At 75.9% G+C, this 15,968-nt stretch carries 12 protein-coding genes; 10 read left to right on the forward strand and 2 right to left on the reverse strand.

Features of this window, described 5'->3' with window-relative positions:
• Positions 1–230: 230 nt before the first annotated feature.
• The 4 genes from IE106_RS08675 (at position 231) to IE106_RS08690 (ending at position 2,993) form a co-directional block, all read left to right on the forward strand.
• On the forward strand, positions 231–629 hold the full coding sequence (locus tag IE106_RS08675) for a cell division protein SepF (protein ID WP_189531615.1): 399 nt from the start codon (positions 231–233) through the stop codon (positions 627–629).
• Positions 630–914: 285 nt separating this feature from the next.
• On the forward strand, positions 915–1,283 hold the full coding sequence (locus IE106_RS08680) for a nucleotide pyrophosphohydrolase (RefSeq protein WP_189531617.1): 369 nt from the start codon (positions 915–917) through the stop codon (positions 1,281–1,283).
• 125 nt (positions 1,284–1,408) lie between these two features.
• Complete coding sequence (locus tag IE106_RS08685) at positions 1,409–1,999, forward strand: DUF6099 family protein (RefSeq protein WP_189531619.1); 591 nt, start codon at positions 1,409–1,411, stop codon at positions 1,997–1,999.
• Between the two features lie 70 nt (positions 2,000–2,069).
• Positions 2,070–2,993: an LLM class F420-dependent oxidoreductase gene (locus tag IE106_RS08690; RefSeq protein ID WP_189531621.1), complete on the forward strand. Its 924-nt coding sequence runs from the start codon at positions 2,070–2,072 to the stop codon at positions 2,991–2,993.
• Positions 2,994–3,240: 247 nt separating this feature from the next.
• Here the strand turns inward: IE106_RS08690 and IE106_RS08695 are convergent, their stop codons facing one another.
• Both IE106_RS08695 and IE106_RS08700 read right to left on the reverse strand, forming a co-directional pair.
• Positions 3,241–5,802, reverse strand: a complete 2,562-nt coding sequence (locus IE106_RS08695; RefSeq protein ID WP_189531623.1) for a polynucleotide kinase-phosphatase — start codon at positions 5,800–5,802, stop codon at positions 3,241–3,243.
• Complete coding sequence (locus tag IE106_RS08700) at positions 5,799–7,274, reverse strand: 3' terminal RNA ribose 2'-O-methyltransferase Hen1 (RefSeq protein WP_189531624.1); 1,476 nt, start codon at positions 7,272–7,274, stop codon at positions 5,799–5,801. Before IE106_RS08700 ends, IE106_RS08695 begins: the two co-directional genes overlap by 4 nt.
• Before the next feature lie 396 nt (positions 7,275–7,670).
• Here IE106_RS08700 and IE106_RS08705 point away from each other — a divergent pair, with 396 nt between their 5' ends.
• The 6 genes from IE106_RS08705 to IE106_RS08730 all read left to right on the forward strand — a co-directional run bounded on the left by IE106_RS08705 (position 7,671) and on the right by IE106_RS08730 (position 15,967).
• A complete protein-coding gene (locus tag IE106_RS08705; protein ID WP_189531625.1) occupies positions 7,671–8,396 on the forward strand; it encodes a Crp/Fnr family transcriptional regulator in 726 nt (241 codons plus the stop codon).
• 87 nt (positions 8,397–8,483) lie between these two features.
• On the forward strand, positions 8,484–9,299 hold the full coding sequence (locus tag IE106_RS08710) for a hypothetical protein (protein ID WP_189531626.1): 816 nt from the start codon (positions 8,484–8,486) through the stop codon (positions 9,297–9,299).
• Positions 9,296–11,683, forward strand: coding sequence for an nSTAND3 domain-containing NTPase (locus tag IE106_RS08715; RefSeq protein ID WP_189531627.1), 2,388 nt, complete (start codon positions 9,296–9,298; stop codon positions 11,681–11,683). Before IE106_RS08710 ends, IE106_RS08715 begins: the two co-directional genes overlap by 4 nt.
• Complete coding sequence (locus tag IE106_RS08720; RefSeq protein ID WP_189531628.1) at positions 11,680–13,059, forward strand: hypothetical protein; 1,380 nt, start codon at positions 11,680–11,682, stop codon at positions 13,057–13,059. Before IE106_RS08715 ends, IE106_RS08720 begins: the two co-directional genes overlap by 4 nt.
• The gene (locus tag IE106_RS08725; RefSeq protein WP_189531629.1) at positions 13,056–13,550 is read left to right on the forward strand and encodes a Pycsar system effector family protein; all 495 of its coding nucleotides are present in this window, start codon (positions 13,056–13,058) and stop codon (positions 13,548–13,550) included. Before IE106_RS08720 ends, IE106_RS08725 begins: the two co-directional genes overlap by 4 nt.
• An 8-nt stretch (positions 13,551–13,558) precedes the next feature.
• Positions 13,559–15,967: a vWA domain-containing protein gene (locus tag IE106_RS08730; RefSeq protein WP_189531631.1), complete on the forward strand. Its 2,409-nt coding sequence runs from the start codon at positions 13,559–13,561 to the stop codon at positions 15,965–15,967.
• Position 15,968: the final 1 nt, after the last annotated feature.

A 15,968-nucleotide genomic window follows, 5' to 3' on the forward strand; every position in this document is an offset into this window, starting at 1 on the left:
AACCGCCGGTCCGGGGCGCAGGGCGTACCGGGACGCCGGACCCGGTGCCGCCGATCGCGTTCCCCTCGTTCGCGTTCCCCTCGTTCGCGGGCACCGGGCCCCGACTGGCCGTGCCCGAACCGCCGTTCGGCGCCGCCCGGGTCGCCGGCCGGGACCCGGCGGCGCGGACGGGCGGGACACGACCCGTGTCGGAGTTGGGCCGAACGGGTGAGGGACGCCAGGATGGGTGCATGAGTAGGTACGAGAGGTACGACGTCACCGACGAGCAGTGGGAGGGACTGGCGCAGGTCGTCCCGCTGCGGGGGCGCGACGAGTGGCCGTCCAGGGTCGATCACCGGACGATCCCCCAGGACTCCGAGGCCGGGGCGCAGCGCCGCATGGTGGTGCTGCGGGTCCAGGTCTTCGCGGACGCGCGGGAGGTCGCCGAGTACCTCGTCGCGCAGGTTCCCGTGCTGCTGGACCTGACCAGCGCCGACACCGAGGTCGCCAAGCGCGTCCTGGACTTCAGCAGCGGGGTCGTCTTCGGCCTCGGCAGCTCCATGCACCGGGTCGACCGGAACGTGTTCCTCCTCACCCCCGCCGGTACGGAGGTCGAGGGCACGGCCGCCGCGGCCGTGCCCCACGCCTGACGGGCGCGGGGCGGGGAGCGGCGCCCGGCGGAACGGGCCTGCCGCCCGCCCGGGACGGTTCGACCCCGGGGTGCGGGCCTCGGCCGTGGGCCCCGCCGTGCGGACCCGGGCCGCGGGGGCGCGGGGACGGCGGTCGGCGGGCGGTGGCGCGTGGGTGGTGGTGCGCGGGTGGTGTGCGGGCGGCGGCGCGTGGACGGCGGTGTGCGGGCGGCGGTGTGCGGGCGGCGGGTCGTCGCGGGGCCCGCGGTCGAGGGTGGGCGGGGCGGTGGTGGTAGACCTGTCGCCGTGACCGAACTGGACGTGCAGGGACTGCAGCGCAGGCTGGCCGAGTTCGCCGCCTCGCGCGCCTGGCAGCCGTACCACACCCCGAAGAACCTGGCGGCGGCGCTCAGCGTCGAGGCGGCCGAACTGCTGGAGATCTTCCAGTGGTTGACCCCGGAGGAGGCCGACCGGGTCATGGACGACCCGGAGACGGCGCACCGCGTGGCCGACGAGGTCGCCGACGTGCTCGCCTACCTCCTCCAGTTCTGCCGGGTGCTGGGCGTCGACCCGTTGGAGGCGCTCTCCGCGAAGATCGACCGGAACGAACTGCGCTTCCCGGTGGGGCGGCCGCCGGGGCGGTCCGCACGGCAAGATCGTCACTCTTCGGAGTGATGGACTTATTCACACTGAGCTTCGTGTCCACAGATTTCCGAATTCCCCTGGTGTTTAGACTCGGACAGGTTCACTCTGGGTAGTGACTCTGTGAGTGGAAAGTCATACCAACGGGGGTGGCGGGCATGGACGCGGAACGGCTCATCTCCATCAGCCGGAGCGATCTCGCCGGGAGCCGGGCGGTGCCCGACATCATGGCGTCGGCCTGGCAGGCGCAGTGCCTCGCCCAGGCGATCGGGGACCATCTGGCCCTGTTCGGGCCGCGGGAGCTGAGAGGCGAGGCACGCGGCCTGGGCGAGACCGGCGGCCGGGGCGGCGCGGCCCCGGACCACCCGGTGCGGCGGACGGGGGTGACGGCGTCGCGCCTGTCCGAAGTGCTCGACCTGCGCGGCACGTTACTGGCGCTCGGTGTGCTGCTGGGGGAGGTGGGCATGGCCCTCGTCGCCGTGGCCTGCGCCACGGACGAGGAGAGCCTCTACTGGCAGTGCATCGAGGCGATCGACGCGGCCGACGAGGCCGGCGACCGGGTGCGCGTCATGCTGCGCCGCATGGCGGTGCACGATCGCGCCCGGCCTCCCGACGGCGCGAACGGGCGGTGGGGCCACGGCGGGACGGCGCTCGGCGGGGTGCCGGGCGCCCGCCCGGCCGGTGCGGAGGGGCCGCGGCCCGAGCGGGTCGAGGTGACGGACCCGGCGGACTCGGCGGCGGGGCCGTGACCGCCCGGTGCCGGCGGGGCACCGCCCACCGCGGTCCGGCCGGCGGCGCCCGCCGGTGCAGGATGGGGGCATGGATCTGCGCATCTTCACCGAACCGCAGCAGGGCGCCGACTACGACACCCTGCTCACCGTCGCCAAGGCCACCGAGGACCTCGGGTTCGACGCCTTCTTCCGCTCCGACCACTATCTGCACATGGGTTCCGTCACCGGGCTGCCGGGCCCGACGGACGCCTGGATCACGCTGGCCGGCCTGGCCCGCGAGACCCGGCGCATCCGGCTCGGCACGCTGATGACGGCCGCGACGTTCCGGCTCCCCGGGGTGCTCGCGATCCAGGTGGCGCAGGTCGACCGGATGTCGGGCGGCCGGGTCGAACTGGGCCTGGGCGCCGCCTGGTACGAGGCGGAGCACACGGCGTACGGCATCCCCTTCCCCAAGGAGAAGTTCGGCCGGCTGGAGGAACAGCTCGACATCGTCACCGGCCTGTGGCGCACGCAGCCGGGCGAGAAGTTCAGCTACGTCGGCAAGTACTACGAGCTGACCGACTCCCCGGCGCTCCCCAAGCCGGCGCAGCCGAAGGTGCCGGTCCTGATCGGCGGCCTCGGCGCGACCCGCACGCCGCGCCTGGCGGCCCGGTACGCCGACGAGTTCAACATCCCGTTCGCCTCCCTCGCCGACACGGAGCGCCAGTTCGGCCGGGTCCGCACGGCCGCCGAGGAGATCGGGCGGAGCGCCGACGACCTGGTGTACTCCAACGCCCTGGTGGTGTGCGTCGGCAAGGACGACGCGGAGGTGGCCCGCCGTGCGGCGGCCATCGGCCGGGACGTGGACGAGCTGAGGGAGAACGGCCTGGCGGGCTCGCCCGCCGAGGTCGTCGACAAGATCGGCCGGTACGCGGCCCTGGGCAGCTCCCGGATGTACCTCCAGTTCCTGGACCTCCAGGACCTGGACCACCTGGAGCTGATCTCCTCCCAGGTCCAGTCCCAGCTGGACTGACCGGCACGGGGGAGCGGCGCGCGGGGAAGCCGCCCGCACGGGCGCGCCACCCCTCCGGCGCGCCGCTCCCGGTGACGTATCGGGGAGGTGGCGCGCCGCTCCCCTCCGGCGTGCCGCTTCCCGCGGTACGCCACCTCCCCGAGGTCCCGTACCGCCCGCCGGACCCGTACCGCCCCCGCCGGACCCGGACCCGGATTCGCACCGCACCGCACCGGGCCGGGGCCCGTGGGCCCCGCCCCGGGGGCGGCTACAGGCGGGGGTCGACCGGTTCCGACTCCAGTGCCAGGACGGCGAAGACCGGTTCGTGGACGCGCCACAGGGGTTCGCCGGCGGCCAGCCGGTCCAGGGCCTCCAGGCCCAGGGCGTACTCGCGCAGGGCGAGGGAGCGCTTGTGGCCGAGGGAGCGGGAGCGCAGGCGCCGGAGGTTCTCCGGCCGGGTGTACTCGGGGCCGTAGACGATCCGCAGGTACTCGCGGCCGCGGCACTTGACGCCCGGCTGCACCAGCCGGCCCCGGCCGTCCCGGGCGAGGGCCTGCAGCGGCTTGACGACCATGCCCTCGCCGCCCCGGCCGGTCAGCTCCAGCCACCAGTCGACGCCCGCCCGCACGGACGCCTCGTCGCCCGTGTCGACGACGAGCCGGCGCGTCGTGCGCAGCAGGCCCGTCGTGTCGGCCGCGACGAGGCGGTCGACGAGGGCGAGCTGCTCGTCGTGCGGCAGCCCGGCCAGGCTGCGGCCGCGCGCGGCCAGGACCTGGAACGGCGCGAGCCGGACCCCGTCCAGCCCGTCCGTCGGCCAGCAGTACCGCCGGTAGGCGTCGGTGAACGCGGCCGTGTCGACGGCCCGTCCGCGGGTCCGCTCCAGCGGACCGGACACGTCCACGCCGCGTGCGGCGGCCGACTCCAGCGCGGCGATCGCGCCGGGCAGCGACGCGCCGGCCGCGGCGCCCACCGCGGCGTACTGCGACCGCAGCAGGCCGCCGGCCTTCAGCGACCACGGCATCAGCTCCGCGTCCAGGAGCAGCCAGTCCGTGTCCAGCGCGTCCCACAGCCCGGCGGCCGTGACCGCGGCGCGGACCCGGTCGAGGAGCGCCTCGGTCATCACCCCGTCCGTGAGGAAGGGGCGCCCGGTGCGGGTGTACAGGGAGCCGGTGGGGCCCTCCACGTCGAACCGCTCGCGCGCCGCGGCCGCGTCCCGGCACACCAGGACCACGGCCCGCGACCCCATGTGCTTCTCCTCGCACAGGACGCGGGCCACCCCGTCGGCGGCGTACCCGGCGAACGCCTCCGCCGGGTGCTCCAGGTACCCGTCGAGATCCGACGTGGCGGTCGGCGCCATCGTCGGCGGCAGGTACGGCACGAGGCGCGGGTCGACGGCGAAGCGGCTCATGACCTCCAGCGCGGCCGCGGCGTTCTCCTCGCGCACGCCGACGTTGCCCGCGTACCGGGTCTCCACGACCCGCCGGCCGTGCACGTCGGCCAGGTCCAGCGGCCGGCCCTGGTGCCCGCCGGGGACGTCCGTGACGAGCGGCCGGGCCGGCTCGTACCAGACCCGTTCGGCGGGCACGTCGACGAGCTCCCGCTCCGGCCAGCGCAGCGCGGTCAGCTTCCCGCCGAACACGACGCCGGTGTCCAGGCAGATCGTGTTGTTGACCCAGGAGGTGTCGGGGACGGGCGTGTGGCCGTACACGACGGCGGCGCGGCCCCGGTAGTCCTCGGCCCACGGGTAGCGCACGGGCAGCCCGAACTCGTCGGTCTCCCCGGTCGTGTCGCCGTACAGGGCGTGCGAGCGGACCCGGCCCGACGTGCGGCCGTGGTACTTCTCCGGCAGGCCGGCGTGGCACACCACCAGCCGGCCCCCGTCGAGCACGTAGTGGCTGACGAGCCCGTCGACGAACTCGCGCACCCGCTGCCGGAAGGCGTCGTCCTCCCGCTCCAGCTGCTCGATCGTCTCGGCGAGGCCGTGGGTGCGCCGGACGTCGCGGCCGGAGAGCCAGCGGCCCAGCTTGTTCTCGTGGTTGCCCGGCACGCACAGCGCGTCGCCGGACTCGACCATGCCCATGACGCGGCGCAGCACGCCGGGGCTGTCCGGGCCGCGGTCGACGAGGTCGCCCACGAACACGGCGGTGCGCCCCCCGGGGTGCCGGCCGTCGACGTAGCCGAGCCTGGCGAGCAGGGCCTCCAGTTCGGCGGCGCAGCCGTGGACGTCGCCGACGATGTCGAACGGGCCGGTCAGGTGCCGCAGGTCGTTGTACCGCTTCTCCAGGACGACCTCGGCGGCCTCGACCTCCTCGACGCCGCGCAGCACGTGCACCTTGCGGAAGCCCTCGCGCTCCAGGCCGCGCAGGGACCGCCGCAGTTCGCCGCGGTGGCGGCGGATGACGTGCCGGGGCATGTCCGCCCGGTCGGGGCGGGCGGCGTTGCGCGCCGCGCACACCTCCTCGGGCACGTCGAGGACGACGGCGATGGGCAGCACGTCGTGTTCGCGGGCCAGCCGCACCAGCCGGCGGCGCGCCTCGGGCTGCACGTTCGTCGCGTCGACGACGGTGAGCCGGCCGGCGGCGAGCCGCTTCCCGGCGATGTAGTGGAGCACGTCGAACGCGTCGCGGCTCGCGCCCTGGTCGTTCTCGTCGTCGGAGACCAGCCCGCGGCAGAAGTCCGAGGAGATGACCTCGGTGGGCTTGAAGTGCCGGCGGGCGAACGTCGACTTGCCGGAGCCGGTGGCGCCGACGAGGACCACGAGGGACAGGTCGGTGACGGGCAGCCGGCGGGTCCGCCCGGCGGCGGGCTCCGTGACGGCGGTGGTGGTCATGCGGCCTTCTCCTCCTTCGTGGTCGGTGCGGTGGCGGCGGCGGTGAACACGGCCATCTGCGTGGGCGGTCCCAGCTCCGGGTCCTCGGGCCCGACGGGCGCGAACGCCACGGTGTATCCGTGGCGCGCGGCGACGCCGCCGGCCCACGCGCGGAACTCGGCGCGGGTCCACTCGAACCGGTGGTCGCCGTGGCGGACGTGCCCGGCGGGCAGGGTCTCCCAGCGGACGTTGTACTCGACGTTGGGCGTCGTCACGAGCACCGTGCCGGGCCGGGCGGCGCCGAACACCGCGTACTCCAGGGCGGGCAGCCGCGGCGGGTCGACGTGTTCGACGACCTCGCTGAGCACCGCCGCGTCGTACCCCCGGAGCCGCTGGTCCGTGTACGTGAGGGAGCCCTGCACCAGCCGCACGCGTGCCGCCTGGCGCTCGCCCATCCGGTCCAGGCGCAGGCGGCGGGCGGCGAGGGCCAGCGCCCGCACGGACACGTCCACGCCGACGACCTCCGTGAAGCGCGGGTCCTTCAGCAGCTCGCGGACCAGCTGGCCCTGCCCGCAGCCCAGGTCGAGGACCCGGCTCGCGCCCGCGTCGCGCAGCGCGGCCAGGATCGCCTCGCGGCGCCGCACCGCCAGCGGCACCGGCCGCTCCTCGGTGTCGGTGTCCTCGTCGACGGCGTTGTCCAGCTCCGCGGCCTCGGTGTCGTCGGCCGCGGCCAGCCGCGCCAGCTCCAGGCGCTCCGTCGCCTCCTGCGTCAGGGAGCGGCGGCGCGACAGGTAGCGGTGGGTGATCAGCTGCTGTTCCGGGTGGCCCGGCAGCCAGCCCTCGCCGACCCGCAGCAGCTTGTCGACCTCGTCGGCCGACACCCAGTAGTGCTTGGCGTCGTCCAGCACCGGCAGCAGCACGTACAGGTGGCGCAGGGCGTCCGCGAGGCGCTGCTCGCCGTCGAGGGCGAGCCGGACGTACCGCGAGTCGCCCCACTCGGGGAACCGCTCGTCCAGCGGCACCGGTGCGGCGGTCACCGCCCAGCCCAGCGGTTCGAACAGCCGGCGCACCAGGTCGGCGCCGCCCTTCGCGGGCACCGCCGGCACCTCGACGCGCAGCGGCAGCGCGGCCGCCGCCAGCTCGGGGCGGGCGGCGCAACGGCCGGCCAGCGCGCTGGAGAACACGTGGCCCAGGGCGACGGCGAGCAGGGAGGACGCCGCGTACGGGCGGTCGTTGACGTACTGGGCGAGCGCCGTGTCGGGGCCACGGTCCTGGGGGCGTCCGCCCCTGCCGCGGCGCACCAGCGTGACCGGATCCACCTCCAGCAGCAGCGCGGCCGTGCAGCGCTCGGCCGTCGCCTCGGGGTAGAGGACGTGGGCCGTGCCGTAGGAGGTGGAGAACGCCTGTGCCTTGTCCGGATGCTTGTGCAGCAGGAAACCGAGGTCGGTCGCGGGGCGTTCCGGGGTGCCGGTCATGCTGATCGTCAGGAACACCCGCTCAGTATCGGGGCGGCGCCGCACCACCGGCCAGGGGTTTTACCGGTGGGGCGGACGGCGGGCCGGGGTGGGGGAGGGCCGGGGCGAGGTCCGCGCGTCCGGCCGGTGCGGGGGCGCACAGGCGGCGCAGGGGGGCGGATGCGGGGTGCGGCAGGTAGGCACGCGGAGCGCATGACGGGGTGAGGTGCGCCCGGTGCGCTTCCCTCTCGGTTGACGGGCTTGAACCAACCCCATAGCGTTCTTCACCCCAAAGGAGTGACGCAACGTCAACATCGTTGTTTTCAAGGTCACTTGAGCCACCGTGTCAATCGAACGGCGCACGAACCCCCATGCGAACCAACCGAACACGCGAAGGTCTGTTCGGGCGTGCGGCGCGTGGGGGAAGGGAGCGGAATGAGTCTTTTCGGCCAGGACCGCTCCTTCCTCGAAGCCCTCTCCGCCCAGGACCGCCGCGCCCTCCTCGCCGAGGGCGTCCCCCGCGACTACGAACCCGGCACCGTCATGATCCGGGAACGCGACGTCTCCGCCTACGTCCTGGTCCTGCTCTCCGGCTGGGCCGTCGTCTCCGTCGGCACCGAGCGCGGCACGCGCCTCATCCTCGCCCTGCGCGGCGCGGGCGAGGTCGTCGGCGACCTCGCCGCCGTGGACCAGGGCCCGCGCAGCGCCACCGTCACCGCGCTGGGCCGGGTCCGGGCCGTGTCCGTCTCCGGCGACCGGTTCCGCCGCTTCCTCGCCGCCCGCCCGCACGCCACCTCACTGATCATGCGGCAGCTCAGCGCCCGGCTGCGCAGCGCCGACGTCGAACGCCGCTCCCTCGCCTCCGAGACCGTCATCCAGCGCCTCGCGGCCCGCCTCGCGGAACTCGCCGAGCACGCCGGACGGCCCGGCCCGCAGGGCACGGTCCTGGAGATCCCCCTGCCCCAGCACGACCTGGCCGCCGCCATCGGCGCCACCCGCGAAGCCGTCGCCAAGGCCCTGCGCCAGCTGCGCGAACAGAACGTCGTCCGGACCGGTCCGCGCCAGGTCGTCGTCACCGACATGGAGGACCTCCTCCATCTCGCCCAGGGCCGCGGACCGCGCCCGGCGGGGCCCGCGGAGAAATCTCCGCCGGGTGTGTAAACGGCTACATCGCCCGTCGCGCCACGCGGCGAGGCTTGCCCTGTCACCACGAGCACCACGGCACATCACGGCACCCAGGGAGTCCGAGTGAGCAGTGCGGGAGCCATCCACAGACTGGTCGTCCACGGAGACGCCTGCGCCTCCGGGACGCTGGGCATCGAGGCGAAGAAGCAGATGCGCGCCGCGATGTACGCGTCCTTCGGCGAGGCCTACGCGTCCATCGGCGTCGAGCCCGGGGACGTCCACCAGGAGGACCGGGGCGACGGCATCCTCGCCGCCCTGCGCACCGAGGTACCGCCCACGCTCGTGGTCGGCCGGTGGGTCGACACGCTCTACGAGAGCCTGCGCGAGTACAACGCCGGCCGCGACCCGCGGCTGCGGCTGCGCGTCGGCATGAACGCCGGCCTCGTCCTCGACGACGGCAAGGGGCTCGTCGGCCGCGCCGTGGACCTCGCCTGCCGGCTCTGCGACAGCCCCACGGCCAAGGACGTGATGGCCCGCGCCGACGACGCCGACCTGCTCGTCGTCGTCTCCGGCTGGCTGTACGACAACGTCGTCTCCGAAGGCGGCCGGTACGTCGAGCCCGACCACTACCGGCCCGCCCGCGTCCGCGTGAAGGAGACGGACGAGACCGCCTGGTTCCACATCCCCAGGCGGCCCGCACCACCCCTGCCGGACGACTCCGGAGGGGAACCCGCCGGCACCCGGGACAGCGCGCCCGGTGCCGCACCGACCGGCGGTGGGCCGACGACGGGGGGCGGCCCACCGCCCCGCACCGCCGAGGCGCCCCCGCCCGGACGCAGCTACCGGGCGGGGGGCGACCTCCAGGTCTTCGAGCGCAACACGATCCGCGGCGGCTTCACCGGCATCCGCAAGGACCGCGACGGAGGCGAGCGCGCGTGACCGACCACGACGACGCCCCGCAGTCCGACCACCGGGCCGACGACACCAGGCCCGCCGACCCACCCCAGGACCAGGCCCGCGACCGGGACCAGGCCCGCGACCGGGACCAGGCCCGCGACCGGGACCAGGGCCGCGACCGGGACGGCGCCGGCAGGGACCAGCCCGGCAGGGACCCCGCCGACGCCGACCGCGCGCCCGAACCCCCGCCCAACCCCTTCGACCACGCCGGCCGCAACCCGCTCGGCGCCTCCGGCGGCACCGGCGGCGCCGGCACCGCCCACGCCGCCCGCACCACCTTCGAACACGGCCGCGCCGAACGCCGCTACGACATCCGCGGCGACGGCCAGGTCTTCGAGGACAACACCTTCATCAACCAGTTCTGGGTCGACTCCGGGCCGCCCGCCGTCCAGGGCGCCGTACCGGACGAGACCCTGGGCCGGCTCGCCGACGTCTACTGCGAGACCACCGGCTACCAGCGCATGAAGCGGCTCCTGCGCTCCTGCGGGCTGCTCGTCCTCACCGGCGAACCCGGCAGCGGCCGCACCGCCACCGCGCTCGCCCTCCTCTCCGAGCTCACCGACGATCACGTCACCCGCCTCGACCCCGCCACCGCCGTCCACACGATCGGCGACGACGCCCTCCAGCGCGGCCACGGCTACCTCCTGGAACTCCCGCCCGAGGACGGCGCCGTCGCCGACCCCGAACCCGGCGGAGGCGACCGCGCCCCCCGCCCCCGCCGCCTCACCGAACTCCACCTCGACCGCTTCAGCGGCCAGCTCCGCGCCAAGGAGTCGTACGGAGTGGTCCTCGTCGGGAGCGGCGACCTCGCCGACCGGCTCCTCCAGGGCCGGTACGGCGTGTACTGCCCGCCCCCGCCGCCCGGCGAGGTCCTCCACCGCCACCTGCGCACCCTGCTGCGTGGCGAACCCGACGGCGCCCTGGACGAGGCGCGCGCCCTCGCCGCCCACGACGACGTCGTCCGCGCCCTCGGCCTCGACGAGCTGCGCCCCCGCGAGGCCGCCCGGCTCGCCGACCACCTCGCCCGCCACCAGAAGGGCGAACTCACCCACGCCCAGCTCCTCGACGACTGCGGCGCCTTCGTCCGCGCCCAGGCCCGCGCCTGGTTCGCCGGCGCCGACCGGCCCGGCACGCTCCCCGAGGCGCTGCCCGCGCTGAACGCCGCCGCGTTCCGCATCGCCGTCGCCGTCTTCAACGGCTCCGCGTACAGCCTCACCGCCGAGGCCGCCGAGCTCCTCGCCTGGGAACTCGCCGTCACCCTCGACCCCGAGCACCCCACCGGCCGCCGCCTGTTCGGCACCCACGCCGACAACCGGCCCGTCGTCGCCCGCTCCGTCGTCGAGGACGGCGAACTCGACCTCGGCGCCGCCCGCGTCCCCGCCCGCGTCATCCGCTTCCAGGGCGACGCCCTCGCCACCGCCGTCCTCCACGAGGTGTGGCACGGCCACCACAACGTCCGCGGCCCCGTCGCCCGGTGGCTGCGCGGCCTGTGCGACGACCCCCGCCCCGAGGTGTGGGTCCGCGCCTCCGTCGCCGCCGGCGTCCTGTGCTCCTGGGACTGGGTGTACGGCTTCGGCGAGCTCGTCCGCCCCCTCGCCGCCCTCGACGCCCGCGTCCCCCGCATGGCCGCCGCCACCGCCCTCGCCGAGGCCGCCCGCGACCCGCGCGTCCAGCCGGCCGTCGCCGCCGTGGTGCGCGAGTGGGCCAGGAGCGGCGACCCCGCGCTCGTCGACACCGCCGTCCTCGCCCACGGCTACGCCCTGCCCGCCGGCTCCGTCCGCTCCTCGCTCGACGCGCTCGGCGCCGTCGTGCGCTCCGGCGACGGCGACGACACCGACGCCCTCGCCACCGCCTCCTTCAGCGTCATGCGCCTCCTGGCCTCCGCCGACCCCGAGACCGTCACCCAGCGCCTCGGCCACTGGCTCGACGACGGCCGGCGCGCCCTCGCCGACCTCGTGCTGCTCACCGCGATCGGCACGCTCACCATGCGCACCACCCACCTCTGGGGCCTCACCGAGGTGCCCCATCTCGAAGCCCAGGGGCCCCGGCCGCTGCTGCTCGCGCTGCTCGCCACCCGCCCCGGACTCACGCCCCGGCTGGCCGCGCTCGTCCGGGCGGCCCTCGGCACCCCCCGCGCCGGGGAACCCGCCCTGGTCGGCCTCGCCTCCCTGCTGCGGCGCGCCGCCCGGGACCCCGAGACCCTGCGGCTGGTCTGCGGCCTCCTGCCGCTGCTCGCCGCCACTCCCCGGGACCGCGACCGGTTGCGCGGCCTGCTCACGGGGCTCGTACGCGACCGGGACAAGCCCCTGGACAAGGCCGCGGCCGGCCGCATGTGGGACGCCGTGGCGGAAGGAGCCGAGCGATGACCCCCGGGCCCTCTCCCTACGACCCCCGAGACGACGCCGGGCACGGACCGTCCGACGGCAACCCGCCCGAGATCCGCCCCCGCGGTCCCCTCCTGCGCGAGTGCCCGCCGCCCTACCGGCGCACCAGCGGCCGGCTCGCCGCCGTCCTCCTCTACCGCAACGGCGGCCACCGCGTGATGTGGCCCGACCGCAAGGAGGACCACGGCACGCCCCTGTTCGGCAGCCCCTACACCGTCTTCGAGGTGCTCCTCGGCCGCAACGTCACCGAGTTCGACCTCGAACTGCCCGCCGCCGGCGACGGGGTGTCCTTCCGCGCCAAGGCCGGCGTCCAGTGGGAGGTCGACGACCCGCACCTCGTCGTCACCCGCCAGGTGTGGGACGTCGCGGAACTCCTCCGCGACGACCTCCTCGACGGGCTGCGCGCCGTCTCCCGCCGGTTCGGGATCACCGAGGCCCAGCGCGCCGACGAGGCCGTACGGGACGAACTGGCCGCCGGGCGGCTGCAGTTCGGCCGCGACCTCGGGCTGCGCACCCGCGTCCACGTCTTCTTCGACCTCGACAGCGACGTGAAGGGGCAGATCGCCAAGGCCGACCGCACCCTCGTCGACATGGGCGTCGACCGGCGCGTCGCCGAACGGGAGCGGCGCAGGGAGGCGTACGAGCGGCAGCTCCTCGCCGACCGGACGAGGGAGCTCCAGGCCGTGCTCCAGCAGGGCGAGGTCGCGCAGATCGCCCACCACATGGCGACCAACCCCGACAAGCAGTGGGAGATCCGCCGCCAGTTGCTCGCCGAGGAGCGGGAGGGCAAGGCCGACTTCCTCGCCGTCCTCCACCGGCTCATCGACACCGGCGTCATCGAGCGCCACGACCTGGACCAGATGACCTACCAGGTCCTGGAGCACCTGCGCAGCAGCAGCGGCGGCGTCCTCGGCGGCGTCGCGGACCGGGTCCTGGACCTGCCCCGCCCCCGGCCCCGCGCCCTCACCGACGGCGTACCGTCCGCCGAACCGACCCGCCCGCCCTGGGAGGACGAGCCCGCCGGCCCCCGCCCCGCGGACCCGGACGACGATCCGTACCGCGACCGCGACCGCGATCCTCACCGTGACCCGTACCGCGACCGCGATCCTCACCGTGACCGTGACCGCGACCCGCACCGCGACCGTGACCCGCACCGCGACCACGAGCCGCACCACGTCCACGAGCCGACCAACGTCCAGTCCGCCCGCGAACGGGAACGCGAGCAGGCCCGCGACCGCGACACCGGCGCGTCCTCCCGGCGAGGCGCCCCCCGCCGCACCGACGACCGCCACGACACCCCGCCGTACGCCCCGCCCGCGCGCCCCAGCGCCGACTTCGACGACTGGGACGACGAATGAGCGGGACGAGCGGCGCCCCGGCGCCGCCCGACGAGGTCCGCGCCCTCGCGGAGCGCCTGCTGAGCACCGTCCGCGAGGACATAGGCCGCGCCGACACCAAGGCGGCGATCCTCCTGTCCGGCGCGCTGGCCTTCCTCGCCGTCGTCTTCGCCCGCGACCCCGCGCCCCTCACCGCGCACGGGGCCGCCGCCGTCCTCGTCGCCCTGGCCGCCGCCCTGTGGGGCGCCGGGATGCTGATGCTCGTCGCGGTCGTCCTGCCCCGCACCCGCATCGGGGCCGACCGCACCCTCCTGCGCGACCTCGCCGCCGGCGCCCCCGCCGGCGCGCTGCTCGACCGGCTGGCCGAGGCCGGTACCGACACGACCTCCTGGCTCCTGGACCAGGCCAGCGTCCACGGACAGGTGCTGGCCGCCAAGTACCGCTGGCTGCGCGCGGGCGTCCTCTGCCTGGCCCTCGGCTCGGCGCTCGCCCTCCTGAGTGAACTGTGGTGACCGAAGACATGCGACTGACCAGCACCGCACGGGCCGCGGGAACCGCCGCCCTGGCCCTGGCCCTGGGCCTCGCGGCCCTGACCCCCGCCCCGCCGCCGGCACCCGCCGCCGCGGTGGGCACGACCGCGTCCCCCGCCGAGGGCGCCGACCCGGTCGACTTCGCCATCGTCGTCGACCAGTCCGACAGCCTGTCCGACGAGGACCTCGCCCGCGAGGTCGAGGCGGCCGCGCTCCTCGCCCAGGGCGAGATATCCGAACGCTCCCGCGCCACCGTCATCGGCTTCGGCAGCTCGGAGAAGCCCGGCCAGTCGCCCGTACGGGAGGTGTGCCCGCCCACCGTCGCCGACGCCGCGGGACGGCAGCGCCTCAGCGACTGCGTGCAGCAGCTGGCGCGGCGCGACCCGGCCCGGGTCGGCCCCGGCACGGACTTCCCGGCCGCGATCCGGCAGGCCGTCGGCCGCCTCACCGAGAAGAGCGCCCCCACCACCCCCAAGGTCGTCTTCCTCCTCACGGACGGCCGCCTCGACGTCGACGACAGCCCCGAGTACGGCGCCGACCCGGAGAGCCGGCGGGCCAACGGCGCGAAGCGCCTCGCCGACGAACTGGCCCGCGCCCGCCGCGAGCACGTCCAGATCTGGCCCCTCGGCTTCGGCACGGCCATCGACCGCGCCACGCTCACCGACATGGCCGAGGGCGGCTACCGGGGCGGCTGCGCCGACCTGCCCTCCGCCACGCCGCGGATGCGGGTCGTCGCCGACTCGACCGGCATCGACAAGGCGTTCCAGGAGACCTTCGCCGCCGCCCGCTGCGCCGGCATCACCCCCGGCGACTCCAAGCGGCCGCCCGCCGACCTGTACGTGACGATCCCGCCGATCGCCACCGACGGCGCCATCACCGTCAGCAAGCACGACCCGAAGGTCACCGTCACCTACTACGACCCGCGCGGCCGCAAGGTGCCCACCCGGGGCCGCTTCGACGACTCCGTCTTCGAACTCAGCGGCCAGGACGGCCCCGTGGAGGCGCTGCGCGTCAACAACCCGCTGCCCGGCCGCTGGCGCGCCCACGTCGAGGCGCCCGAGGGCCACCGGGACCGCGAGGTCGCCGTCCGCGCCATCTGGCAGGGCAGGCTCCGCTCCGCCGTCACCCTCGACCCCGCCTCCCCCCGCCCCGGCGAGAAGGCCGTCGTCGAGGTCCGCATGCAGACCCGCCGCGGCGTCGTCGTCACCGACCCGGCGCAGCTCGCCGGCATCAAGGTCGGCGCCCGGCTCGCCGGGGACGGCTTCGAGCCCGTCGACCTCACCCTCGCCGACGACGGCCGCGCCCCGGACCGCACGGCGTCCGACGTACGGTTCACCGGCACCGTCACCGTCCCGGCCGGCGCCACCGGCGCGCTGCGGCTCACCACCAGCATGGCCGCGCCCGGCGTCACCTCCGACCGGCGCCCCCTGCACGCCCGCGTCGGCGAGGGCACCCCCGCCGTGGTGGCCGGGCTCACCGTGGACCGGGTGACCGTCCACCCCGGCGGCACCGTCCACGGCACCCTGTCCGTCACCAACAACGACACCGCGCCCCGCACCCTGCGGCTCGCCCTCGCCGACCAGGCGGCCGGCACCGAACTCCGCGTCGACCCGGCCACCGTCACCGTCGCGCCGGGCAGCCGCCGCGACGCCCCCTTCACCCTCGCCGTCGGCCCCGGCACCCCGCTCGGCGACATCGGGGGACAGCTCACCGCCGTCGACGCCGCCGACCACGGCCGGGTCCTCGACAGCGTCTTCCTCGACGTCCGCGTCGAGGCCCCGCCCACCTGGCTGGAACGCTGGTGGCCGGCCCTCGCCGGCGGCGGCGCCGCCGTACTGCTCCTCGGGGCGTTCCTCGCCGTACGCCTGCGCGCCCGCCGCCTCCGGCAGGACCTGGCCGGGGTGGAGCTGGAACTCCTCCGCGAGGACCGCACCCTCGACCGGCTCACCGTACGGGCCGGGCAGGGCCAGGGCGGCACGTTCCGCTTCACCGTCGAGCAGACCCTCGGCGCCGCCCCCACCCTCCAGAGGGCCCGCCCCGGCGCCCACGGTGCCCACCAGCTGCACCGCACCGGCGGCGGCGAACTGCGGCTGCGCCCGCACGGAGGCCGGGAGCAGCCCGTACGGCCCGGTGAGGCCACCGCCCTCGACGAGGACCTCCGGCTCGCCGTCCACGACCGCAGGGCCACCGGCGCGCGCCCGTCCGGCGGCCGCAGCCCGTCCGGCGGCCGCGCCCCGTCCGGGGGCACCTGGCGCGACCGGTTCCGCTTCGGGGCCCGCCCCGCGCCCGGCCGGCGCGACGGCGACGGCACCGGCGACGCACCCGCCTGGTCCCGCCCCCGCCCGGACGGCGACCACGACGGCCGCAGGACCGAGGACACCTGGGACCCGCACTTCTGAC

The organism is Streptomyces roseolilacinus, assembly GCF_014649335.1.
GTDB lineage: Bacteria > Actinomycetota > Actinomycetes > Streptomycetales > Streptomycetaceae > Streptomyces > Streptomyces roseolilacinus.